Source organism: Sphingomicrobium marinum (assembly GCF_026157105.1).
Taxonomy (GTDB): Bacteria; Pseudomonadota; Alphaproteobacteria; order Sphingomonadales; family Sphingomonadaceae; genus Sphingomicrobium; species Sphingomicrobium marinum.
On the sequence record NZ_JANPVQ010000001.1, the window covers coordinates 269,338 to 290,001 of the forward strand.

Sequence of the window (20,664 nt, forward strand, 5' to 3'; positions counted from 1 at the left end):
CGGAATGATCCCCGCCATCGTCCAGCAGGCCGACACCGGTGAGGTGCGGATGCTGGGCTATATGAACCGCGAAGCACTAGACGCCACGCAGGCCAGCGGAAAGGTCACCTTCTGGTCCCGTTCGCGCGGCGAACTCTGGGAGAAGGGTGCGATTAGTGGCGACACGCTCGATCTGGTCGATATGCGCACCGATTGCGACGGCGATGCGCTGCTGGTGCTGGCGCGGCCCGCCGGCCCCACCTGTCACCTCGGCACGACAAGCTGTTTTGGCGATGAGGGTGCGCCCGGCGTCGGTTTTCTGGGTGAATTGGCCACGGTCATATCGGCCCGCGCTGCGGGCGCCGATGCACAAGCCAGCTACACGGCGCGCCTGCTCGCCAAGGGGGTCAAGCGATGCGCGCAGAAGGTTGGCGAGGAAGGCGTTGAAACAGCGCTTGCCGCCACTGCGGGCGACAAGCGCGAAACAGCCAGCGAGGCCGCGGACCTCCTCTACCACCTGCTCGTCCTGCTCGAGGCTACTGACGTGCCGCTCGACGATGTGCTCGCGGTGCTCAAGGATCGCCATAAAGCTTGACCGCCAAGGCCCCAGCGCCTTTGGCAGCCGCCATGCAATACGATGTGATCGTTCTTGGCGCCGGCGCCGCCGGCATGATGGCCGCCTTTACAGCAGGTCGTCGCGGGCGGCGCGTGCTGCTCGTCGATCATAATGATGCGCCCGGAAAGAAGATTTTGATCTCGGGCGGTGGGCGCTGCAATTTCACCAACATTCATGCGGTGCCCGAACGCTATCTCTCGACCAACCCGCACTTCGCCAAGTCCGCCATAGCGCGCTACACCCCGGCCGATTTCATCGCGCTCGTCGATAGCTACGGCATCGCGTGGCACGAAAAGACGCTCGGCCAGCTTTTCTGCGACGGCTCGGCCAAACAGATCGTGGCCATGCTGATGCAGGAATGCAGTGAAGCGGGTGTCGTCACGCGCTTTGGCGATAGTCCTGAAGTTGCGCGCGATGGCGATCAATTCGTGGTCACGCTCGGCGCCGACACAATGCGAAGTGATGCGCTCATGCTTGCTACCGGCGGTCCCTCGATCCCCAAACTAGGCGCCACAAGTTTCGCCTACGATTTGGCACGCGGCTGGGGTCTCAAGATCATCGAGCCGCGTCCCGCGCTCGTGCCGCTTAAACTGCCGGCGGACGAAGCGCTTTTCCGCGAACTCTCGGGCGTCGCCACCGGCGTTACCGCTCGCGCCGAACGCGGACCTGCCTTTCGCGAAGCGGCCTTGTTCACGCATCGCGGTCTGTCGGGCCCTGCCATCCTGCAGGTCTCCAGCTATTGGCGCGGCAATGGCGAGCAGGTCAGCATCGACTTCCTGCCCGGGAGGCAGGCGGGTTGGCTGCGCGAAGTTAAGCGCAGCGCGCCGCAACGCACGCTCGGACGTGTGCTGGCCGAAGCCCTGCCCGATCGTTTGGCAAGCGCCCTTGTTGATCGACTGTCGATCGACGGCCCGCTGCAAATGCACGGCGACAAGGCGCTCGAGGAAGCCGAAAGCAGGCTAGCCGACTGGCGCTTCACCCCCAACGGATCGGAAGGGTTTGCCAAGGCCGAGGTCACTGTCGGAGGCATCTCCACTGATGACTTGTCATCGCGGACAATGGAAGCCAAGCGCGTGCCCGGCCTCTACTGCATCGGAGAAGCGGTCGACGTAACTGGCTGGCTCGGTGGCTACAATTTCCAGTGGGCGTGGGCGAGCGGTGTCGCCGCGGGCGAGGCGGCCTAGCCGTTAAGCGCGTCGACGGCCTGGCGGTAAAGCGATTCGCTCGCCGCCGCGATCACGTCGCCGCCTGACAAATCGTCGCCGCCGCTCCAGTTGCCGATATATCCGCCGGCAAAGCGGACGCAGGCGACCAGCGCATCATAATCGTGCGGCTTCAACCCAACATCGGTGGCAAGGTCGATATCGCCCGTCGCAACGCGCGCAAACGCCATCGCGTCGAGCCCGTAGCGCACTAACGGCACTTGCGCGCGCAGTCGATCGAACGCGTCGAGATGCGCGCCTTCGAACAGATGCGGGTCGGTTGTCGACACGCGCGCTTCGGCGAGCGAGCGGCATCCGCTTGTCTCGACAATTGCGCCGTTCAAGGTGGTTTCGCCTTCGAACCCGATCAGCCGTTCGTCGAGATCGGGCAGGTCGATCATGCCGCCGACATGATTTCCATCGTCGATCAGGCCCGCAAGCACGGCCCAGCTCGGCAGGCCGCAAATGAAGGCGCGCGTGCCGTCGATCGGATCCAGGCTCCAGTAGCGCGCCGCGCCCTCGCGCGTCCAGCCATATTCCTCGCCCCAGATGGCATCTTCCGGATAGGTCTTTTCAATCAGCGCGCGCATCGCGCGTTCGGCAGCGCGGTCGGCTTCGGTAACGGGATCGAACAGCCCGTCTTCATCCTTGTTGTCGACGCTATCGGTGTCGGTGAGTTCGATGGCGGCCCGGGCGACATCACCCAGTCGATCGAAAAAGTCGCGGATCATAATATCTCCAGTGCGAGGCCCCACCGATAGAGCATGTAGACTGCAACACTAAAGATAATCCCAACGAAAATGCGGGTGAGCGCGCCTTTCGTCCCTGCCAACTTCTTGGCGGCGCGGCCGCCTGCCCAGCTGCCGATGAATCCGCCTCCGATGAACGCTGCGGCGATGGCCCATTCGACATGGCCGGCCAGGCCGTAGCTGGTTGCAGTGGTGGCGCCCAGCGCCGTCACCCCGACCAGGCTGGTCGCCATCGCGTTGAAGATCGGCAGGCTCGCTGCCGCCATCAGCCCGGGCACGATAAGGAAACCGCCGCCGATGCCGAAAAAGCCCGCCATCACGCCAGTGGCGCCGCCATAGGCCAGCAGCTTCATCATGTTGGGTTTGACGAAGGCGGTGTTCGGACCCTCTTCCTTCTTGCGCAGCATCAGCGCGCCGACGAGGATCATGAGAAGCGCGAACAATCCGAGCAGCATGTCGCCATCGGTCGCTTTGCCCATCTCGGCACCACCAACGGCCCCCACGACGCCGGCCAGCGCAAAAGGAATACCCGCCTGCCAGCTTACCGCGCCGTCGCGTGCCTTTCCGAAGAGACCGATCGCGGCATTGGCGCCGACGCCGACAGCGCTGGTGCCGATCGCAGCATGCGGCGGCAGACCGATGACATAGGCGAGGAATGGGGTAGCGAGGATCGAGCCCCCGCCGCCGATCAACGCCAAGCTGAACCCGACCAGGCTGCCGCCGAGCGCTGCAATCAGCGCATCAAGCATGCGCGGTCCGGTTCCATGGCATCTTCGCAAGCAACATGGCCATCCCGCAAAAACCGGTAATGCCCGCAAAGGTCAGCCCCGCGCCGACGAAAATGGCAAGATAGATGAACGCGGGCGCGACCAGCAGCGACAGCAAGGTGCCGATCAGCACCAGCGTGCCCGCGGCAATCATCACCTGGCGTTGCATCTCCATCGGCGCGCTCTTGTCTTTCACCACCGGCAACCCGGCCTTTTCCCATGCCCCGAGACCACCATCTACGATGTAGCACTCGCGATCGCCCGCGCAGGCTTGAAGCTGCGCAGCCGCATTTTGCGTCCGCATGCCCGACTTGCAGTGAAACAACACGGTCTCGCCTTCCAGATGGTCGCTCGACAGCTGGTCAAGCGGTACATTCCTGGCTTGGGGCACGCGTTCGCGCGCATGTTCGTCGCGCCCACGGATATCGACCAGCATCGCGCCGGCCTCCATCTTTTTCATCGCCTCGGCGGGCGAAATCGTACGGATGCTCATTGATATTCCTTCTTGATGTCGGGGCAGAACAGGTCGGCCATCAGGTCCACCGTGCGCTCGGCACGCTCGTCGACCAGTCGATAGTAAAGCGTCTGGGCCTCGCGGCGATATGCAACCAATCCCAGATCCCGCAGTTTGGCCAAGTGCTGGCTCAACGCCGATGCACTCAGGTTGAGCTGCTCTCCCAGCGCCCCCACGCTCATCTCGCCTTGTGCCATCAGATGGCATAGGATGAGCAAGCGCTGCTCGTTGGCGAGCAGTTTTAGAAACTGCGCCGCGTCACGGGCTTGTGCCAGGAAAGGATCGGACGTGACTTGCAAACTCTGCTCCTTGAAATTTAGATGATACTAAATTAGGTATTGCTAAAGTAATGTCAAGGAGCAACGCATGAGCCCGCAAATCCGCGCCTTTTTCGATGAAGCCACCAACACGGTCACCTATCTTGTTTGGTGCCCCGACAGCCGCCACGCCGTTATTATCGACCCCGTGCTCGATTATGACCATGCCTCGGGCAAGGTCAGCACGCATTCGGTCGATCGCGTCTTGGCGGCCGCTGAGGAAGAAGGGCTCACGATCGACTGGGCGCTCGAGACGCATGTCCATGCCGATCACCTCTCCGGCGCACCGCTGATCAAGGCGCGCACCGGCGCGGGCATTGCCATCGGTGAGCATGTGAAAGAGGTGCAGAAGATCTTCCGCCCTGTCTTCATGGCGGACGACCTCAAGGGCGACGGCGCGGATTTCGACCGGCTGCTCAAGGACGGCGAGACGATCACCATCGGCAACGACATGGACATCAAGGTGATGCACGTCCCCGGCCATACGCCCGCCGACGTCGCCTATATCATCGGCAATCATGCCTTTGTCGGCGATACGATGTTCATGCCCGACTATGGCACCGCGCGGGCGGATTTTCCGGGCGGCGATGCGCGCACGCTGTATCGCTCGATCCGCAAGATCCTCGATCTGCCGCCCGAAACCACGCTGCACATGTGCCACGACTACAAGGCGCCAGGCCGCGACGAATATGCCTGGACGACAACGGTCGCCGAGCAGCGCGCGAACAACCTGCACGTCCATGACGGGATTTCCGAAGACGAATTCGTCGAGATGCGCGAGGCACGCGACGCGACCCTCAAGGCGCCCGCTTTGATCATGCCGTCAATTCAGACCAACATGCGCGCCGGACGACTGCCCCCCGCAGAGACCAACGGCGTTCGCTACATGAAGGTGCCGATCAAGCTGCCCACTACGGCAAGCGAGGACGAGTTGGCCGATTAGGCTTGTCCTCAGGCGCTAACGGACGCTTGCAGACTGGTATCAGAGCGTGAAGTCGCTCCGCTCGTGCCGCTCATGATGCGCGATCACCATGGAACCAATATCGCGCATAAGCTCCTGTGCGCTACCGTCGGTCGAATTGGGGATCGTCATCACGGCGATCGCATAGCTCGACCCATCGGGCGCGGTGAGAATGCCGATATCGTTGAGACCGCCGACGCGGCCCCGGAAATTCTGCCCGGTGCCGGTCTTGTGGATCCACGTCCATCCGGGCTTGAGCGACGACTTGAGCCGCAGGCGGCCGGTCTTGGCCATCCCCATGGTCGTCAGCAGCTTGGCGGTGGATGCCGGTGACAGCAGCTCGCCGCGTTCCAACTTGGCAAGCGCACGCACGATCGCCAGCGGCGATGCACCGTCATAGGGATCGTCCAAATAGCGTTCGAAGGCAGCCGCGCGTTGCGAGTCCGGCAGGCGCGAGCGGGCCGCGCTGAAATTGTTGCCCAGCGACAGCGACGGATGCCAATCGAGACCGGCAATCTTGGCCTGCATCAACCGCTCGCCCTCGCCAAAACGAATGTCGCCAAGGCCCTTGCGTTCGATCATGTTACGGATCGCCTCGGGCCCGCCGACTTCGCGCAGCAACCTGTCGTTCGCGTGATTGTCGCTGCTGACGAGCGCGTCGTACATCAGCTGGTCGAGCGTCCTGGTGTATCCGCCGCGCAGGATGCTCGCGCGGGTGGCGCTGCTCCACAGCGTCAGGTCGTCGCGGTCCAGCGTCACGCGCTTGCGCAGGTCGAGCTCATTTCGGTCGTACTGGTCCATGACGGCCAGGCTCACCCAGAGCTTCGACACGCTCTGCTGCGGGAACAGGCGCGCGGTCTGCCAGCCCGTTTCCCAACCACCATCGATCGAGTGGATGGCAATGCCCGACGTCCCGTTGAACGAGCGAACGCGGTCAAGGATATCAGTGCCAAGCGCCTGCACATCGCGTGACTGGGGGACAATTTCGACACTTTGTGTAACAGGCTGCGCAGACGTAAGCGTGACCGAGGCGGTGGCCACCACCGGTTCGGGCTTGGCGTCGGCCTGGGCAAAGAGCATCGCGACCGGTGAAACGATCGTCATCATGGCTTTGCCCATCATGTTCTGTACTGACGTCAACATAGGTACGAGTCCGCTTTTCCCCAAAGATTCAAAGCGATAGAGTGTTAACAAAGGGTTGATTAACGCGCGATGATGCGCGCGCAAAGCGGTGCGGACTCACCTTGGCGTATTTTCCCTTCGGGACAGCAGGGCAGCCGACTCGATAGTATCGAGCGCGGAACGAGTAGCGATGTAACGCCGCGCCTCGTCGATCCATTCCTGCGCGGCCTGCGCGCCGGGGAGGCGAAGCGTCTCGGACAACGCCGATTCGACCTCACCGAGACGCAACTGCACGAGCGCCCGGTCATAACGCGCCTGGGGCCGTGGGTTGGGTTGATCGGCCGGGTAGATCGCCACCACGTCGGCCAGACCGCGCTTGAACTTGGTCCACAAGCCAGCTTCGGGATCCCCGCTGCGAAGCGTTGGGCCCAAGGCGCGGTATTGCTCGACCAATTCGTCGAGCTGCACCGGATCGCGGCTGGCCGTGATGATCCGTGCCACTTCGGCTTCGTGCGCGTCGCCAAAGCGCTCGACGAGCAGAGGCTCGAGATAACCGAGCGGAACGCCGCGTTCGATGGCGCGGCGCGCGGCAAAGGCGACCAGCAACGCATCCGCGCGGCCGGCCGATCCCTCGGCCCGCGACAATGCGCCTTCGAGCCGGATGATGCGGCTCTCGAGGTCGTCGACCGATTCTTCGCTTGCCATGGCTACCGGCTCCTCGCGATCATCATCGGGGGCGACTTCGTTGGTCAGCGTGGATGGGGATGGATCGGGCGAGGGCAGGAACGCCGTCTGGGCCGGCTCGCCCGCCTCGCTCGGCTGTTCGCTGATGGGCGCGAGCCCGATCGTGCCGGCAAGCCGCGGACTGCTGGCAATCAGCCACAGCGCACCAATCATGCCCACGATCAGCAGCAGCGACGCGACGCCAAGCCGCAATTTCCAGTTCGGACCGTCATGCATCGTCACTGCTCTTGCATAGCTGCAGCGCCAGCGCCAGCAGGCTCGCATCGTCGCGCGCGCCCGAAATCTTGATGCATTCCCAGCCATCACCGCATGCATCGGCGGCATTCTGGCTGATCGCGGCGATGGCAATTTGCGTACGGTCTATGCCGTCGCGGTCCGCCAATTCGGCCAGCCGCGCACCCGCGCGCGGACTATGCACACAGGCGACCGCGCTCGCGATCCGCTCAAAATTCTTGGGGTCCTCACGGGCCACGCTCGAATACACGGTAACCGGCACCAGCGTCTGCCTTGGCTCGGCCGGCGTCCGGCGGTGACGGCCGCCCAGGTGCAGCAAACGAAGATCCTCGGGCAGCATGCCAAGCAATTCGTCGATACCGTCATCGCCCACCGTCTCGACCATCAGCCCGGCGCTGCGGGCCGCCGATGCGGTCGCTTCGCCGACCGTGTGGACCGGCAGCGATCGCAATTCCTGGAGCTGGTCGCCAGCGGCGCGAACGGCATTGGCGCTGGTGATCAGCAGGCCATCGAAGCGGTCCGGATCGGGGGCTTGCCATTCCACGGGACGGACCTTGAACAGGCTCGCGCAGATCACTGTTTCGAAGCCCATCTTCTCCGCGCGGTCGGCGCTAAGCGACGCGCCGGGTTCGGGCCGGAGGATAACAAGCGGCCTCACGCGAAGAGCGACCTGATCGTTTCGGGAGCTCGTTCGAGCATTTCGGTAGCGTAGAGCAACGGCGCGTCCAGATCGCCGCGCACGAACTCCGCCGCCTCGGCCAGGCACCCGCTCCCGTCCTCGCTATAAAGCGCCATTCGCATTCGGATCGCGGCGCCATCGCAGACCGCGAGCGCGGCCACCGGCGAATGGCAATTGCCGCCAAGGCCGAGGATAAAGGCTCGCTCGACCAGCACGGCATCGTGGGTGTCCTTGTGATCGATTGCCGCCAGCAATTCCTGCATTGCCGCATCGTCGCTGCGCGCATCGATCCCCACCGCGCCCTGTGCGGCTGCTGGCAGCATGACGTCAGTTTCGATGAAGTGGCCGACGTCGCTTTGTCCCAACCGGTCGAGCCCTGCAGCTGCCAGAAGTGTGGCATCGGCCTCTCCCGCCTCCAGCTTGGCAAGCCGCGTGGCGACGTTGCCGCGCAAGGACACCGGGACAAGATCAGGGCGAATGGATTGCAGCTGCGCGGCGCGGCGCGGACTGGACGTGCCCACCCGCGCCCCTTGCGGCAGTGCGTCGATAGTGTCGGCGCCGACAAGCTTGTCTCGCACATCGGCACGCTCGAGCATTGCCGTGATGCGCAAGCCGTCAGGCCGCTCGCTTTCAACATCCTTCATCGAATGTACGCTGATATCGGTCTCACCCGCCAGCAGCGCGCGATCGAGTTCCTTGGTCCAGACGGCTTTTCCGCCAATTTCGGCGATCGGCCGATCGGTCACGCGGTCACCGCCGGTCTTGAGCGTGACGATATCGGTATCGATATCGCCGTGCGCCGCGTGCAGCGCATCCGCCACCATATGCGCCTGTTTGAGCGCCAGCGGAGAACCCCGCGTTCCGATCCTGACCTTTCGCACGGCCTAGCCCTGCCACCCCCAAGCCCCTAGCGCAACGCTCCACTTTTCGGCAGGAGCATCGGCAATGACATTGATCCTTGGCCTTGAGTCTTCGTGCGACGATAGCGCGGCCGCGCTGGTGACGTCTGATCGCCAGATCCTGGCGCAGGCCGTGGTCGGGCAGGCCGATCACCACCGTCCCTTCGGCGGGGTGGTGCCCGAAATCGCGGCGCGCGCGCATGTCGAGATCTTGCCGAGGCTGATCCGCCAGGTGCTCGACGAAGCCGACATTTCGATCAGCGAAGTGGATGCGATTGCGGCGACGGCCGGGCCCGGGCTGGTCGGCGGCGTCATGGTCGGGCTTCTCGCTGGCAAAGGGCTCGCATTATCGGCGCGCAAGCCGCTGGTGGCGGTCAACCATCTCGAGGGCCATGCATTGTCGCCCAGGCTCACCGACGCCTTGCTGCAATTTCCCTACCTCCTGCTTCTCGCGAGTGGCGGGCATTGCCAACTGCTCGAAGTGCGCGGGGTCGACGATTATCGGCGCCTCGCCACCACCATCGACGATGCCGCGGGTGAGGCGTTCGACAAGTCGGCCAAATTGCTGGGGCTCGGCTATCCGGGCGGTCCGGCGGTCGAGCGGCTGGCCAAGGATGGCGATCCGCAAGCAGTGCCCTTGCCGCGTCCGCTAGTGGGCTCGGGCGAACCGCATTTCAGTTTCGCTGGCCTCAAGAGCGCAGTGCAGCGTGCGGTACAAAACGGGAACCACACGCCCGAAGACATCGCCGCCAGTTTCCAGCAGGCGGTGGTCGACTGCTTTGTCGATCGCACGCGATTGGCGCTCGAAGACAGCGATGCGCCGGCACTGGTCGTGGCAGGCGGCGTTGCGGCCAATCAGGCCGTACGCGGCGCCTTGCAGGCCCTGGCGGAAGAGCAGAGCCGTGCTTTCTCGGTGCCGCCGGGCTGGCTGTGCACCGACAATGCAGCCATGATCGGTTGGGCAGGCGTGGAACGATTTACCGCAGGGCTCGTCGATGAGCTGGACACGCCGGCGCGGGCGCGCTGGCCGCTCGATGACGGCGCGGAAAAGGTACGGGGGGCAGGCGTAAAGGCATGAGCATCGAGAAACTGGCGGTCATTGGCGGCGGCGCGTGGGGCACCGCATTGGCGCAGGTCGCTGCGACCGGCGGGCGCGAAACGCTTTTGTGGGCGCGCGAGGATGACGTCGTCGAGGCCATCAACAAGATCCATGAAAACCCCATCTACCTCAAGGGACTGAAGCTCGATCCGGCAATCCGCGCCACCGGCAAGTTCACCGAACTGACGTCATGCGATGCCTGGCTCGTCGTGACGCCGGCACAGCACATGCGCACCGTGTTGAGCTATTGCCCCTGTCCCGAGATGCCGCTGATCCTGTGTTCCAAGGGCATCGAAGGCAAATCAGGCAAGCTGCTGCACGACGTCGCCAGAGACGTCTGTCCGACATCGCCCATTGCCGTACTGTCGGGTCCGACATTCGCACACGAAGTGGCCGCTGGGTTGCCGACTGCGGTGACGTTAGCGTGCGAGGACGAGGCGCTGGGTGAACAGATCCGCGATCGCATCGCCCTGCCCACCTTTCGCACCTATTTGACCGACGATGTCGCGGGCGCCGAAATCGGCGGTGCGATAAAGAACGTGCTGGCGATCGGGTGCGGGATCGTCGACGGCAAGGGGCTCGGCCAGAATGCGCGAGCATCGCTTATCGCGCGCGGTTTTGCCGAGATGATCCGCTTTGGCGAGGCGATGGGTGCGCGCCGCGACACCATGGCGGGCCTATCGGGACTGGGCGACCTCGTGCTGACCTGTTCCTCGACCGCCAGCCGCAACTATTCGCTCGGGGTTGCCATCGGCGAAGGCCAGGCTGCGGCCGACCTGATGAAGGACCGCACCACGGTGGCGGAAGGCGCGCATACCGCGCCGGTGCTCAAGAAGCTGGCCGATGACAAGGATATCGACATGCCGATCACCCAAGCGGTGGCGGCGTTGCTGGCTGCGGACCTGACGATCGACGAAGCGCTCGAACAATTGCTCAGCCGCCCGCCGCGTCCCGAAGCTCACTAGAAGTCCCAGGCAATTCCTTTTCTCTCCCAATCGCCATAGCGCGTCGGGTCGGGACGGTCTTTCTCGCCATAAGGTGCATCCGCCTCGTCGACCTTCTCCGGCTCGGGCACGGGGGGAGAGGGCGAAAGATATTCGGGCGGTTTGAGATGCTTTGGCCGTTTCATATCTGCCAAATGGGGGGTAAGGGGCCGCATGCCAAGACAGGATATAGAAGGTAGCGCCGCACGCGCCGCTGCACTGCGCATGCTGGATGCGGTGCTGCGACGTGACGAAACGCTCGAGCATGCCGCTGGATTTGCAACCAAGGGGTTGCCGCCAGCCGATGCAGCTTTGGCCGTGGCGATCGCGGGCGAGACACTGCGCCGCCTGCCCGATCTCGACGCGCTGATCGATAGCGCGATGCAGCGCCCGCTGCCCGAGGACGCCAAAGCGCGTACGGTGTTGCGGCTGGCGCTGGCCCAGAAAATCGGTCTCGACACGCCCGATCATGCCGTGGTGGCGACCGCGCTGCCGCTGGTCGATGGCGGCCCGCGCCGCCTTGTCCATGGCGTGCTCTCGACGCTGCTCAAGCGCGATCGCCTGTTGGATGACGAGCCGCCACGCCTGCCGGACGCGGTGGCGCGTCGCTGGTTCAAGGCGTGGGGCAAGGATGTCGTGATGGCAGCGCGGCGTGCGCTGGCATCGCGGCCACCGCTCGATCTCAGCTTCAAGGCCGAACCCGTCAAATTTGACGGTGTGAAACTCGCCCCTCTTCACCGCCGTCTGACCGACGCCGGAAAGGTGACGTCGCTTCCCGGCTTCGCAGAAGGGGAATGGTGGGTGCAGGACTTGGCGGCCTCCTTGCCCGCGCGCTGCATCCCGGACGATGCCAGCCGCGTGCTCGATGCCGCCGCAGCCCCCGGGGGCAAGGCGATGCAGCTGGCTGCTGCCGGGCATCAGGTCACCGCGCTCGACCGTTCTAAAAGTCGTCTCAGGCGACTTAGGGAGAATTTCACGCGCGTCGGTATCGAAGCCGAGATCGTCGAGGCCGCGCTCGAAGACTATGCTCCAGACGCGCCGTTCGATGCCGTCCTTCTCGACGCGCCTTGCAGTGCCAGCGGCACGCTGCGCCGCCATCCCGAAGTCCTCTACCGTGCGCGCCCGGCAGTGATCGAGCAGATGGCGGAGGTGCAGCACCGCCTGATCGACGCTGCTGCCAAGCTGGTCGGCCCGGGCGGTCACCTTGTCTACGCCACCTGTTCGCTCGAGCCCGAAGAGGGCGAAGAAATCGTGACTGCCTTCGTCGAACGAAACGGCGATTTCTCGATCGATCCGATAGCGCTCGATATCGACGGCATCGCGGCTGACGAGGCGGGATGGCTGCGGATCCTGCCCGGGATGCTCGAAGCCCAGGGCGGGCTGGACTTTTTCTTTATCTGCCGCCTTGTCCGAAAGGGCTGATCAAGGCTAATCGGGAAGCCATGGCAAAACCCCTCATTTCCCCGTCGATCCTGTCCGCCGATTTCGCCAAGCTGGGCGAGGAAGTCCGTGCCATCGACGAGGCGGGGGCCGACTGGATCCATGTCGACGTGATGGACGGTCATTATGTCCCAAACATCACGATCGGTCCGGCCGTGGTGAAGGCGCTGCGACCGCACACCGACAAGCCGTTCGATGTCCACCTGATGATCAGCCCGGTCGACCAGTATCTCGAAGCCTTCGCCGACGCGGGTGCCGATATCATCACCGTGCATCCCGAAGCAGGCGCGCATACCCATCGCACGCTGCAGGCGATCCGCGCGCTGGGCAAGAAGGCTGGGGTGGTGCTCAATCCGGGCACGCACGAAAACGAGCTCGACTATTTGCTCGACCTGGCGGACCTGGTGCTGGTGATGAGCGTGAATCCCGGTTTCGGCGGGCAGAAATTCATTCCCTCGCAGCTCCACAAGATTGAAATGATTGCCGAAAAGGTTTCCAAGCGAGGCCTTGACGTCACCATCGAAGTCGACGGCGGTGTAGATCCCGACACGGCGCCGCGTTGTGTCGACGCGGGTGCCTCGGCACTGGTCGCGGGCACGGCGGTCTTCCGCGGCGGGCCATCCGCCTATGCCGACAATATCAGGGCGCTGAAGGGGGCCTGATGGCATCGCTCGGTCGCCTCGCGCGCGGCGGCCCGCTGGAGCGCCTGCTGGGGCAGCGCAACAATGCGCTACGTCTGACGGCAATCCCGCGCGACCATGTCGAAGGCGACCGCCGCCTCGGCGAAGCGTTCCTTACCGGTACGCTCGTTCATGGCGCCGAGCGGCTCGATCTTCACGACCTCGATTTTTCAAACTTTCCGCCCAAATCGCCGGCGGCGCGGCACCTGCATAGCTTCGCCTGGCTACGCGACCTGGCCGCGGCGACAGGGCGCGAACAGGGTTCGCCGCTGGGCGAGGCCATTGCCGGACGCTGGCTGGTCGTCCACGGCGCCAAGCCTGACGAGGCGTGGGCACCGGAGCTTTGGGGCGAACGGCTGCTCTTCTGGACCGCCTATGCGCCCTACATCCTATCTACCCGCGAAACCGCGTATCGCTCGGCGCTGCTCAACACGATGGCGCGCGGTGCGCGGAGTCTGGCCAAGAATGCCGACAAGGCGCGGCCCGGGCTCGACCGCATTACCGCGTGGGCGGGGCTTGTGGTGACCAGCCTGTGCCTTGAGGGCATGCCGCGGGTTGCGCGCGCCGAAAGCGGGCTGATGCGCGCGCTGGCGCAGGGCCAATTCGATGATGGCGGGCTGATGAGCCGCTCGCCCTCCGAACAGTTACTGCTGGTCGACCGGCTGGGCTTGGTCCGCGCTGCCTATTTCGCTGCCAAGCAGACGCTGCCCAACGCGCTCGAGGATGCCGCTTCCGCCGCGCTTGCTGCCTTGCACGGTGTCACGATGGGCGATGGCGCGCTGGCCAGCTGGCAGGGGGGAAATGCAGGCAGCGCGCCGCGTATCGCTGCGATTACTGAAGGATGCGGCCTGCGTGCGCGCCCACTGCGGCAGGCGCGCGGGTGGGGTTATCAGCGTCTGAGCGCGCTCGGCACGGTGGTGAGTTTCGATGCTGCACCGCCGCCGCTCGCCACGATGATCGAGACGGGCTGTGCATCGACTCTCGCCATCGAACTGTCCGACGGTTCGCAGCGGCTGGTGGTCAGCTGCGGCGGGCCTGGTCGTGCCAAGGCCAGCTTGCCCAACGAACTGGTCGAAGGGCTGCGCTCCTCGGCGGCGCATTCCACACTCATCCTTGATGACATGAACAGCACCGCGATCCAGCCCGACGGACCGCTCGGCAAGGGAGTCAACGACGTCATCCTCGATCGCTCGGAAGATCAGGACGCCAGCATGGTGAGCGCCAGCCACGACGGCTACGCGCGTCGCACCGGCTTTGTCCACGAACGCGCGCTTACGCTCGGTAATGATGGCAAGGAGTTGGCGGGGGAGGACAGGCTTACGCCCAAGGGCCGCCGCAAGGGCAAAGCCGGCCTACCGTTCGCACTGCGATTCCATCTCGCGCCCGGGGTCGAGCCCACACCGACGGCCGACGGCATGGGCGCGATCCTGCGCTCGGACACCGCGCCCCCGTGGAACTTCCGCTGCCGTGGCGCGCGGCTCAGGATCGAACAATCGCTGCACGTTTCGGCGCGCGGCGAACCACTCCAGACCCAGCAGCTGGTCGTGACCGGCGAAACGCAGCGCGATGGCGCTGACGTCAGCTGGACCTTCCGTCGCTCAAGCTAAGGACATTTCATGCAGGACCATAAGAAGATTACGCGCGCCCTCTTGTCGGTGACGGACAAGGAAGGGTTGGAGCCGCTGGCGGCGGCGCTCGCGCGCCACGGTGCCGAACTGGTCTCGACGGGCGGCACCGCGGCCAAGCTGCGCGAATGGGGTCATGACGTCAAAGACGTGTCCGAGCTCACGGGCTTTCCCGAGATGATGGATGGCCGCGTGAAGACGCTGCATCCCAAGGTGCATGGCGGGATTCTCGGGGTGCGCAATAATGCCGACCACATGGCGGCGATGGACGAGCACGGCATCGGCCCGATCGATATGGTGGTCGTCAACCTCTATGCCTTCGAGAAGACGGTGATGAGCGGCGCGGACCGCGACACGATCATCGAGAATATCGACATCGGCGGCCCATCGATGGTGCGCTCCGCGGCCAAGAACCACGAGGATGTGGCGATCGTCACCGATCCGCTCGATTACGATGCGGTGATTGGCGAACTCGACGCTCACGGCGGGCTGACGCAGGAATTTCGCAGCATACTGGCGGCAAAGGCCTTTGCGCTGACCGCGGCCTATGACGCCGCCATTTCGAGCTGGTTTGCGTTCGGTGACCAGGGACAGGCCTATCCCGATCGCCGCGCGCTGGCGATGCACAAGGCAGACGAACTACGCTACGGTGAAAATCCGCACCAGAAGGCCGCGCTCTACATCCCGCAGGCGGTAGCGCCCGGGATCGCCGCTGCCAGACAGGTGCAGGGCAAAGCGCTCAGCTACAACAACCTCAACGATGCCGATGCGGCGTTCGATCTGGCATCCGAGTTCCGCGGCGGTGATCCCGCGATCGTCATCGTCAAGCACGCCAATCCATGCGGCGTCGCGCAGGCCTCGAGCCTACGGCAGGCGTGGCAGGATGCGCTTGAATGCGACAGCGTGTCGGCCTTTGGCGGCATTGTCGCGATGAACCGGACGTTGGACGGCGAGACGGCAGAGGCGATCGCGGAAATCTTCACCGAAGTCGTAATCGCGCCCGATGCCGACGAAGCAGCGATGGCGGCATTGTCGAAGAAGAAGAACCTGCGCCTGCTACTCACGGGCGATCTGCCCGATCCGGCGCGTCCGGGGCAGACGATGAAGCCGATCGCGGGCGGCATCCTGATTCAGGACCGCGACAACGGCAAAGTCGTGCGAGACGACTTGAAGGTGGTCACCAAGCGCGCGCCCAGCGAGCAGGAACTGGCCGACTGCCTGTTTGCCTGGACGGTTGCCAAACACGTGAAATCAAATGCGATCGTCTATGCCAAGGACGGCATGACCGCGGGCATTGGCGCCGGCCAGATGAACCGGCGCGACAGTGCACGCATCGCCGCGATCAAGGCTGGCGAAGCGGCCGAGAAATATGGCTGGGACCAGCCCAAGACGGTGGGCAGCGCCGTGGCGTCAGACGCCTTCTTCCCATTTGCGGACGGGTTGTTGAGCGCAGCCGAGGCCGGCGCGACGGCGGTGATCCAGCCGGGCGGTTCGATCCGCGACGATGAAGTCATTGCGGCGGCGGACGACGCGGGTCTCGCAATGGTCTTCACCGGGATGCGCCACTTCAGGCACTAGGATCAGGTCGGTGCGCTTCCGCTCGATCCGGGCGGGGGCAATTCGACGTCGTCTTCGGTGATTTCGCTCTTCTTCATCTTGAATAGTTCGCGATCCTCGGGGCCGAAGCCTTTTTTCCAGATGATGAAGCCGAAGGCGATCATGATGGCGGGCGCACCAATGGCGACCTGGCCCCAATCGGGCATCATGACCGCGAAGAAGCCGACGACCAATGCGGCGGCTGCGGCCCACAAGAGCGGCCAACGCCATCCCGATACGGGCGCATCGACGATGCCCGAAAGCAGCCACGCCTTGCTGAGCGCGGCAAAGCCCAGGGCCAGCGCCAATCCGATGGCCGGGCCCGTCGCCTGCACATAATCGGGTACGTCCATCGATCGCAGCACCAGGATAGCCCCAATCCCCAGCGCGACTTCCAGCCCGATCATGACGAAGCTGATCAGCATGTTGCGATGCCGCGCAAGGTAGATAAGCGCGGCTTCCGACACCGCGGCCATTGCAGCGATGACTTCAGCCGCCAGCAGCACGCCCAGGATGAGGAAGCCGACGCCGAATTCGGGGCCGATAAGGTTCATGATTGCCATTGCCGGAATGCCGAGCGCCAGCGCAACGCCCGCCTGCGCGGCGATAATCCAGAAACCCACTTGCCGCACCTGCTTGGCCACCGCCTTGTGGTTCCCGGCTTCGACATTACGCGAAATGACCGGGCCCATGATCGGGTCGAAACTGGTCTTCAATTTGGACGGAAGTGACGCCACTTGCTGCGCGCCCCAGTAGATCCCGACGATTGCAGGCGAGAAAAAGAGGCCGAGGAGCGCCAGGTCGATGCGCCGTGATCCCCATTCCACCGCATCGGCTGCCGCCACGGGCAGGTTTCGCCGCGCCATTTCCCACAGCTTCACGGGGTGCGGGCGCCAGTGGTGCGGGAAGCCGTAGCTCTTGAAGAACGGCCACATCGCGGCGAGCAGCGCGCCGACCATCGAGGCCACATAGGCGATGATCAGCCCGCTTTCGACCGCCCAGAAGGCCAAGATGCCTGCCACGATCGAGATGGTGAATGGCTCGACGATCGCGCGGCTGCGCACCGTCGAGGCGATATCGTGGCGGTAGGCGAGCGCGGCGAGCATGATCTCGGTCCAGGCCAATGCCAGCGCGGTGATCGGCAACAACCGCTCGAGCCCGCGTATCTCCGAGTTGGGGAACATCGCCTGCGGAAACACGAACAGGATCGCCATCATGATGAGCGAGCCGAAAAAGGCGACGATCAGGCCGTCATAGACAACCGCGGTGTGATCCTCATCGGGTGCAGCGGATAGCTGCTGCGCAAGTCCTCGTTTGAGGCCAAGCGTGGCCAGCTGCGCGGCAAATTCGACCACGATCAGCGCATAGGCAAAGCGGCCGACTTCATCGGCGCCATAGAACTGCCCGGCGATGAACAGGAACGGGAGACGCGCCAGCAGGCGAATGAGGAAGCCGCCGAAATTGATGCGGCCGCCGCGCGCCAGCGCCGCAAGGTCGGCCTTGCCGCCGTCAGCTTTCGGTGACGCCACTAGGTTTTCCCCCAAGAAGGACAGCGCGGCCTAATGCGCTGCGCCCCAGTTCTGGCCCCATCCGACATCCACGTCGAGAGGAACATCGAGGGCAAGCGCGGGCCCGGCGGCGCCTTCCATCACTTCGCGAATGACCTTGGCGGCGCTTTCTTCCTGCCCCTGGGGCACTTCGAAGATGAGTTCGTCGTGCACCTGCAGCAGCATCTTGACGTCATCGAGCCCCGCGTCGGCGAGCGCATCTTCCATCCGGACCATGGCGCGTTTGATGAGATCGGCGCTGGTGCCCTGGATCGGCGCGTTCATCGCGGCGCGCTCGGCCCCGGCGCGCACATTCTGCATCTTGGAGGTGATGTTTTCGAAATGCGTCTTGCGGCCGAACAGGGTGGTCGAAAAGCCCCGTTCGCGGACTTCGGCGAGGGTCGTGCCGATATAGTTCTTGATGCCCGGGAAGCGCTCGAAATAGCGGTCGATCATCGCCTGCGCTTCGCTGCGTTCGATCTCGAGGCGGTTGGCGAGGCCGAAGGCGCTGATACCGTAGAGGATCGAGAAGTTGACTGTCTTGGCGCGCCCGCGCGTCTCCTTGTTCACCTCGCCGAACAGTTCCTTGGCGGTGCGGTCGTGAATGTCCTCGCCATTCTGGAAAGCGTCCTTGAGCGGTTCGACATCGGCCATGTGCGCGGCCAGGCGCAGCTCGATCTGGCTATAGTCGGCACTCAGCAGGCTCATGCCTTCATCGGCGATGAAGGCATCGCGGATCTTGGCGCCGATGGGCGTGCGAATGGGAATATTCTGCAGGTTGGGATCGGTCGATGACAGTCGCCCGGTCTGCGCGCCCGCCAAGCTGTAGCTGGTGTGCACGCGACCCGTAGTCGGGTTGATCTGCTCTTGCAGTGCGTCGGTATAGGTGGACTTGAGCTTTGAAAGCTGCCGCCAGTCGAGCACCAGCCGCGCCACTTCGAACCCCTCGCCGGCAAGCCGTTCGAGCTCGTTGACGTCAGTCGAGTAATTGCCGCTCTTGCCCTTGCGACCGCCGGTGGCCCCAAGCTTGTCGAACAGGATGTTGCCGAGCTGCTGGGGAGATCCGATCGTGAACTTCCCTCCGGCCGCATCGAAGATCTTTTCCTCGAGACCTGCGATATCTTCGGCAAATTCCTGGCTCAGCTGGGCGAGATAGTCGCGGTCGACCTTCACCCCGCGCTCTTCCATGCGCGCCAATACGGCGACCATGGGACGGTCGATTATCTGGTAGACGCGCGTGACCTTTTCGGCCGCCATGCGCCGCGCGAAGCGCTGCCACAGGCGCAGCGCAATATCGGCATCCTCGGCAGCATATTGCGTCGCCTTGTCGAGCGGGACTTCGTTGAAGGGGATCTGCTTCTTGCCGGTGCCGCAGACGTCCTTGAACGGGATGCATTCATGACCGAGCAGCTTCTTCGACAGCGCATCGAGACCGTGACCGCCAAGGCCTTTGCCGGCGTCGAGATCGAAGCTCATGACCAGCGTATCGTCATACGGTGCGATGGTGACGTCATGCTCGCACAGGAGAACGAGGTCGTATTTCAGATTATGCCCGATCTTCAGGACGTCGTCGGCACTGAATAGCGGTTTGAGCGCAGCGAGCACCGCCTCGAGCTCAAGCTGGTCCGGCCGTTCCGCAAGCAGATCGTCTCCGCCATGGGCGACCGGTATATAGCAGGCCTTGCCCGGCGCGGTCGCAAGGCTCAGCCCGACGAGCCGTGCCCCCATCGCATCCAGGCTGGTACTTTCGGTATCGATCGCGACGAAGCCCTGCGCCTTAGCTTCTTCGATCCATGCGTTGAGACGCTCCATGCTGGTGACAGTCTCATAGGCTGACCGATCGACTTCGATTTGTTCGGGTTCGAGCGCGGCGGGCATCGACGTCATGACGTCATCGCTTTTACCCCGCTCTTCGGCGGTTTTCGATCCGCCGCCCATGCGCGCCAGCAGCGATTTAAACCCCTGGCCCTCGAGGAAGTCACGCAGCGGCTCGGCGGGAATGCCGTCGAGCTTGAGATCATCGAGCGGTTCGGGGAGCGGCGCATCGCACACCAGCTCCACCAGTTCGCGGCTCATCCGCGCGGCGGCTTCATGTTCGGTAAGATTGCGCTTGAGCGCGGGCTTGGTGATGTCCTCGATGTGCGCCAGCACGTTTTCGAGGTTGCCATACTCCTTGAGCAGCGTTGCCGCCGTCTTGGGCCCGACACCCGGCACGCCCGGAATATTGTCGACCTTGTCGCCCATCAGCGCCAGCAAGTCGCCCACCAGTTCGGGCCCGACCCCGAATTTGGCTTCGACGTCGGCGGCGCGAATGCGCTTGTCCTTCATCGTGTCATACATCTCGACATCGGCGCCGTTGTCGCGCGTTTCGATCAGCTGCATCAGGTCCTTGTCGCTGCTGACGATCGTGACCTTCCAGCCCTGGTCGGCAGCCGCGCGGGCATAGCAGGCGATAATATCGTCGGCCTCCAACCCCTCTTCCTCGATACACGGCAGCGAGAAAGCGCGCGTCGCATCGCGCACCAGCGGGAATTGCGGCACCAGATCTTCGGGCGGCGGTGGTCTATTGGCCTTGTATTCGGGAAAGATCTCGTTGCGATGCGATTGCGACGATTTGTCGAGGATCACCGCCATGTGCGTCGGCCCCTCGGATTCATTGAGATCCTTGGCTAGTTTCCACAGCATCGCGGTGTAGCCGTAGACGGCGCCCGCGGGCGTGCCGTGCTTGTTGGTGATCGGCGGAAGCTGGTGATAGGCGCGAAAAATATAGCTCGAGCCATCGACGAGGTAGAGGTGGGGCTGGTCTGCCATCAGCGGGGTTTAGCAGGCTTGGCGCGGCTTGCCAGCATAAGACGCCCCGTCCCGTCGCAATCCCATCCCGCCGTTACCAGTCGACCAGCCGACGCGCCCC

General features: G+C 64.1%; 20 protein-coding genes. 9 read left to right on the plus strand and 11 right to left on the minus strand.

All coding sequences use genetic code 11. From position 1 onward, the window contains the following. Positions 1–4 precede the first annotated feature (4 nt). Together hisIE and NUX07_RS01385 are read left to right on the plus strand one after the other, a co-directional pair. Entirely contained in the window at positions 5–574 is a 570-nt protein-coding gene (gene hisIE / locus NUX07_RS01380; protein ID WP_322597200.1) for a bifunctional phosphoribosyl-AMP cyclohydrolase/phosphoribosyl-ATP diphosphatase HisIE, read from the plus strand. A 32-nt stretch (positions 575–606) separates the two neighbouring features. Beyond that, positions 607–1,779, plus strand: coding sequence for a BaiN/RdsA family NAD(P)/FAD-dependent oxidoreductase (locus NUX07_RS01385; protein WP_265528223.1), 1,173 nt, complete (start codon positions 607–609; stop codon positions 1,777–1,779). Here NUX07_RS01385 and NUX07_RS01390 read toward each other — a convergent pair. Genes NUX07_RS01390 through NUX07_RS01405 form a run of 4 tightly spaced genes read right to left on the minus strand, consistent with a single transcriptional unit; the run spans position 1,776 to position 4,126 of the window. Then, on the minus strand, positions 1,776–2,528 hold the full coding sequence (locus tag NUX07_RS01390) for an inositol monophosphatase family protein (protein WP_265528224.1): 753 nt from the start codon (positions 2,526–2,528) through the stop codon (positions 1,776–1,778). The genes NUX07_RS01385 and NUX07_RS01390 overlap by 4 nt on opposite strands. Further along, complete coding sequence (locus NUX07_RS01395) at positions 2,525–3,295, minus strand: sulfite exporter TauE/SafE family protein (RefSeq protein WP_265528225.1); 771 nt, start codon at positions 3,293–3,295, stop codon at positions 2,525–2,527. The genes NUX07_RS01390 and NUX07_RS01395 overlap by 4 nt, the downstream gene beginning before the upstream one ends. Beyond that, the gene (locus NUX07_RS01400) at positions 3,288–3,806 is read right to left on the minus strand and encodes a rhodanese family protein (protein ID WP_265528226.1); all 519 of its coding nucleotides are present in this window, start codon (positions 3,804–3,806) and stop codon (positions 3,288–3,290) included. Before NUX07_RS01400 ends, NUX07_RS01395 begins: the two co-directional genes overlap by 8 nt. Beyond that, entirely contained in the window at positions 3,803–4,126 is a 324-nt protein-coding gene (locus NUX07_RS01405) for an ArsR/SmtB family transcription factor (RefSeq protein WP_265528227.1), read from the minus strand. Before NUX07_RS01405 ends, NUX07_RS01400 begins: the two co-directional genes overlap by 4 nt. 67 nt (positions 4,127–4,193) lie before the next feature. On the opposite strand from NUX07_RS01405, the gene NUX07_RS01410 reads away from it, so the two are divergent. Further along, positions 4,194–5,087, plus strand: a complete 894-nt coding sequence (locus tag NUX07_RS01410; protein WP_265528228.1) for an MBL fold metallo-hydrolase — start codon at positions 4,194–4,196, stop codon at positions 5,085–5,087. Between the two features lie 39 nt (positions 5,088–5,126). Here NUX07_RS01410 and NUX07_RS01415 read toward each other — a convergent pair whose 3' ends face one another. The 4 genes from NUX07_RS01415 to hemC form a co-directional block, all read right to left on the minus strand. Further along, positions 5,127–6,248: a serine hydrolase gene (locus NUX07_RS01415; RefSeq protein ID WP_265528230.1), complete on the minus strand. Its 1,122-nt coding sequence runs from the start codon at positions 6,246–6,248 to the stop codon at positions 5,127–5,129. A gap of 96 nt (positions 6,249–6,344) precedes the next feature. Further along, the gene (locus NUX07_RS01420; protein ID WP_265528231.1) at positions 6,345–7,187 is read right to left on the minus strand and encodes a hypothetical protein; all 843 of its coding nucleotides are present in this window, start codon (positions 7,185–7,187) and stop codon (positions 6,345–6,347) included. Continuing rightward, entirely contained in the window at positions 7,180–7,863 is a 684-nt protein-coding gene (locus NUX07_RS01425) for a uroporphyrinogen-III synthase (RefSeq protein ID WP_265528232.1), read from the minus strand. Before NUX07_RS01425 ends, NUX07_RS01420 begins: the two co-directional genes overlap by 8 nt. After that, positions 7,860–8,708, minus strand: a complete 849-nt coding sequence (gene hemC / locus NUX07_RS01430; RefSeq protein WP_407696156.1) for a hydroxymethylbilane synthase — start codon at positions 8,706–8,708, stop codon at positions 7,860–7,862. The genes NUX07_RS01425 and hemC overlap by 4 nt, the downstream gene beginning before the upstream one ends. A gap of 121 nt (positions 8,709–8,829) precedes the next feature. On the opposite strand from hemC, the gene tsaD reads away from it, so the two are divergent. Next, positions 8,830–9,861 (plus strand): tRNA (adenosine(37)-N6)-threonylcarbamoyltransferase complex transferase subunit TsaD, encoded by a 1,032-nt coding sequence (gene tsaD / locus NUX07_RS01435; RefSeq protein WP_265528235.1) that lies wholly within the window; start codon positions 8,830–8,832, stop codon positions 9,859–9,861. Next, positions 9,858–10,847: an NAD(P)H-dependent glycerol-3-phosphate dehydrogenase gene (locus NUX07_RS01440; protein WP_265528236.1), complete on the plus strand. Its 990-nt coding sequence runs from the start codon at positions 9,858–9,860 to the stop codon at positions 10,845–10,847. The genes tsaD and NUX07_RS01440 overlap by 4 nt, the downstream gene beginning before the upstream one ends. Here NUX07_RS01440 and NUX07_RS01445 read toward each other — a convergent pair. Then, the gene (locus NUX07_RS01445) at positions 10,844–11,011 is read right to left on the minus strand and encodes a DUF1674 domain-containing protein (protein ID WP_265528237.1); all 168 of its coding nucleotides are present in this window, start codon (positions 11,009–11,011) and stop codon (positions 10,844–10,846) included. The genes NUX07_RS01440 and NUX07_RS01445 overlap by 4 nt on opposite strands. A 28-nt stretch (positions 11,012–11,039) precedes the next feature. Between NUX07_RS01445 and NUX07_RS01450 the strand changes: the two genes are divergently transcribed. The 4 genes from NUX07_RS01450 to purH are packed head-to-tail and all read left to right on the plus strand — an operon-like array spanning position 11,040 to position 16,188. Next, a complete protein-coding gene (locus tag NUX07_RS01450) occupies positions 11,040–12,287 on the plus strand; it encodes an RsmB/NOP family class I SAM-dependent RNA methyltransferase (RefSeq protein WP_265528239.1) in 1,248 nt (415 codons plus the stop codon). A 20-nt stretch (positions 12,288–12,307) separates the two neighbouring features. Then, on the plus strand, positions 12,308–12,967 hold the full coding sequence (rpe, locus tag NUX07_RS01455; RefSeq protein WP_265528241.1) for a ribulose-phosphate 3-epimerase: 660 nt from the start codon (positions 12,308–12,310) through the stop codon (positions 12,965–12,967). Then, positions 12,967–14,592, plus strand: a complete 1,626-nt coding sequence (locus NUX07_RS01460; RefSeq protein ID WP_265528243.1) for a heparinase II/III family protein — start codon at positions 12,967–12,969, stop codon at positions 14,590–14,592. The genes rpe and NUX07_RS01460 overlap by 1 nt, the downstream gene beginning before the upstream one ends. A gap of 9 nt (positions 14,593–14,601) precedes the next feature. Beyond that, a complete protein-coding gene (gene purH / locus NUX07_RS01465) occupies positions 14,602–16,188 on the plus strand; it encodes a bifunctional phosphoribosylaminoimidazolecarboxamide formyltransferase/IMP cyclohydrolase (RefSeq protein WP_265528244.1) in 1,587 nt (528 codons plus the stop codon). A 2-nt stretch (positions 16,189–16,190) separates the two neighbouring features. On the opposite strand, the gene NUX07_RS01470 is transcribed toward purH, so the two are convergent. Next, positions 16,191–17,735, minus strand: coding sequence for a lipopolysaccharide biosynthesis protein (locus NUX07_RS01470; protein ID WP_265528245.1), 1,545 nt, complete (start codon positions 17,733–17,735; stop codon positions 16,191–16,193). 30 nt (positions 17,736–17,765) lie between these two features. After that, on the minus strand, positions 17,766–20,564 hold the full coding sequence (gene polA / locus NUX07_RS01475; RefSeq protein ID WP_265528246.1) for a DNA polymerase I: 2,799 nt from the start codon (positions 20,562–20,564) through the stop codon (positions 17,766–17,768). Positions 20,565–20,664: the final 100 nt, after the last annotated feature.

What these genes read in the sequence shown, in the direction of transcription:
- hisIE (WP_322597200.1), top strand. Translation starts at nt 5, where the DNA reads ATGATCCCCGCCATCGTCCAGCAGGCCGACACCGGTGAGGTGCGGATG.
- NUX07_RS01385 (WP_265528223.1), top strand. Translation starts at nt 607, where the DNA reads ATGCAATACGATGTGATCGTTCTTGGCGCCGGCGCCGCCGGCATGATG.
- NUX07_RS01390 (WP_265528224.1), bottom strand. Translation starts at nt 2,528, where the DNA reads ATGATCCGCGACTTTTTCGATCGACTGGGTGATGTCGCCCGGGCCGCC.
- NUX07_RS01395 (WP_265528225.1), bottom strand. Translation starts at nt 3,295, where the DNA reads ATGCTTGATGCGCTGATTGCAGCGCTCGGCGGCAGCCTGGTCGGGTTC.
- NUX07_RS01400 (WP_265528226.1), bottom strand. Translation starts at nt 3,806, where the DNA reads ATGAGCATCCGTACGATTTCGCCCGCCGAGGCGATGAAAAAGATGGAG.
- NUX07_RS01410 (WP_265528228.1), top strand. Translation starts at nt 4,194, where the DNA reads ATGAGCCCGCAAATCCGCGCCTTTTTCGATGAAGCCACCAACACGGTC.
- NUX07_RS01415 (WP_265528230.1), bottom strand. Translation starts at nt 6,248, where the DNA reads ATGTTGACGTCAGTACAGAACATGATGGGCAAAGCCATGATGACGATC.
- NUX07_RS01420 (WP_265528231.1), bottom strand. Translation starts at nt 7,187, where the DNA reads ATGCATGACGGTCCGAACTGGAAATTGCGGCTTGGCGTCGCGTCGCTG.
- hemC (WP_407696156.1), bottom strand. Translation starts at nt 8,708, where the DNA reads ATGGTGGCGGATGCGCTGCACGCGGCGCACGGCGATATCGATACCGAT.
- tsaD (WP_265528235.1), top strand. Translation starts at nt 8,830, where the DNA reads ATGACATTGATCCTTGGCCTTGAGTCTTCGTGCGACGATAGCGCGGCC.
- NUX07_RS01440 (WP_265528236.1), top strand. Translation starts at nt 9,858, where the DNA reads ATGAGCATCGAGAAACTGGCGGTCATTGGCGGCGGCGCGTGGGGCACC.
- NUX07_RS01445 (WP_265528237.1), bottom strand. Translation starts at nt 11,011, where the DNA reads ATGAAACGGCCAAAGCATCTCAAACCGCCCGAATATCTTTCGCCCTCT.
- NUX07_RS01450 (WP_265528239.1), top strand. Translation starts at nt 11,040, where the DNA reads ATGCCAAGACAGGATATAGAAGGTAGCGCCGCACGCGCCGCTGCACTG.
- rpe (WP_265528241.1), top strand. Translation starts at nt 12,308, where the DNA reads ATGGCAAAACCCCTCATTTCCCCGTCGATCCTGTCCGCCGATTTCGCC.
- NUX07_RS01460 (WP_265528243.1), top strand. Translation starts at nt 12,967, where the DNA reads ATGGCATCGCTCGGTCGCCTCGCGCGCGGCGGCCCGCTGGAGCGCCTG.
- purH (WP_265528244.1), top strand. Translation starts at nt 14,602, where the DNA reads ATGCAGGACCATAAGAAGATTACGCGCGCCCTCTTGTCGGTGACGGAC.
- polA (WP_265528246.1), bottom strand. Translation starts at nt 20,564, where the DNA reads ATGGCAGACCAGCCCCACCTCTACCTCGTCGATGGCTCGAGCTATATT.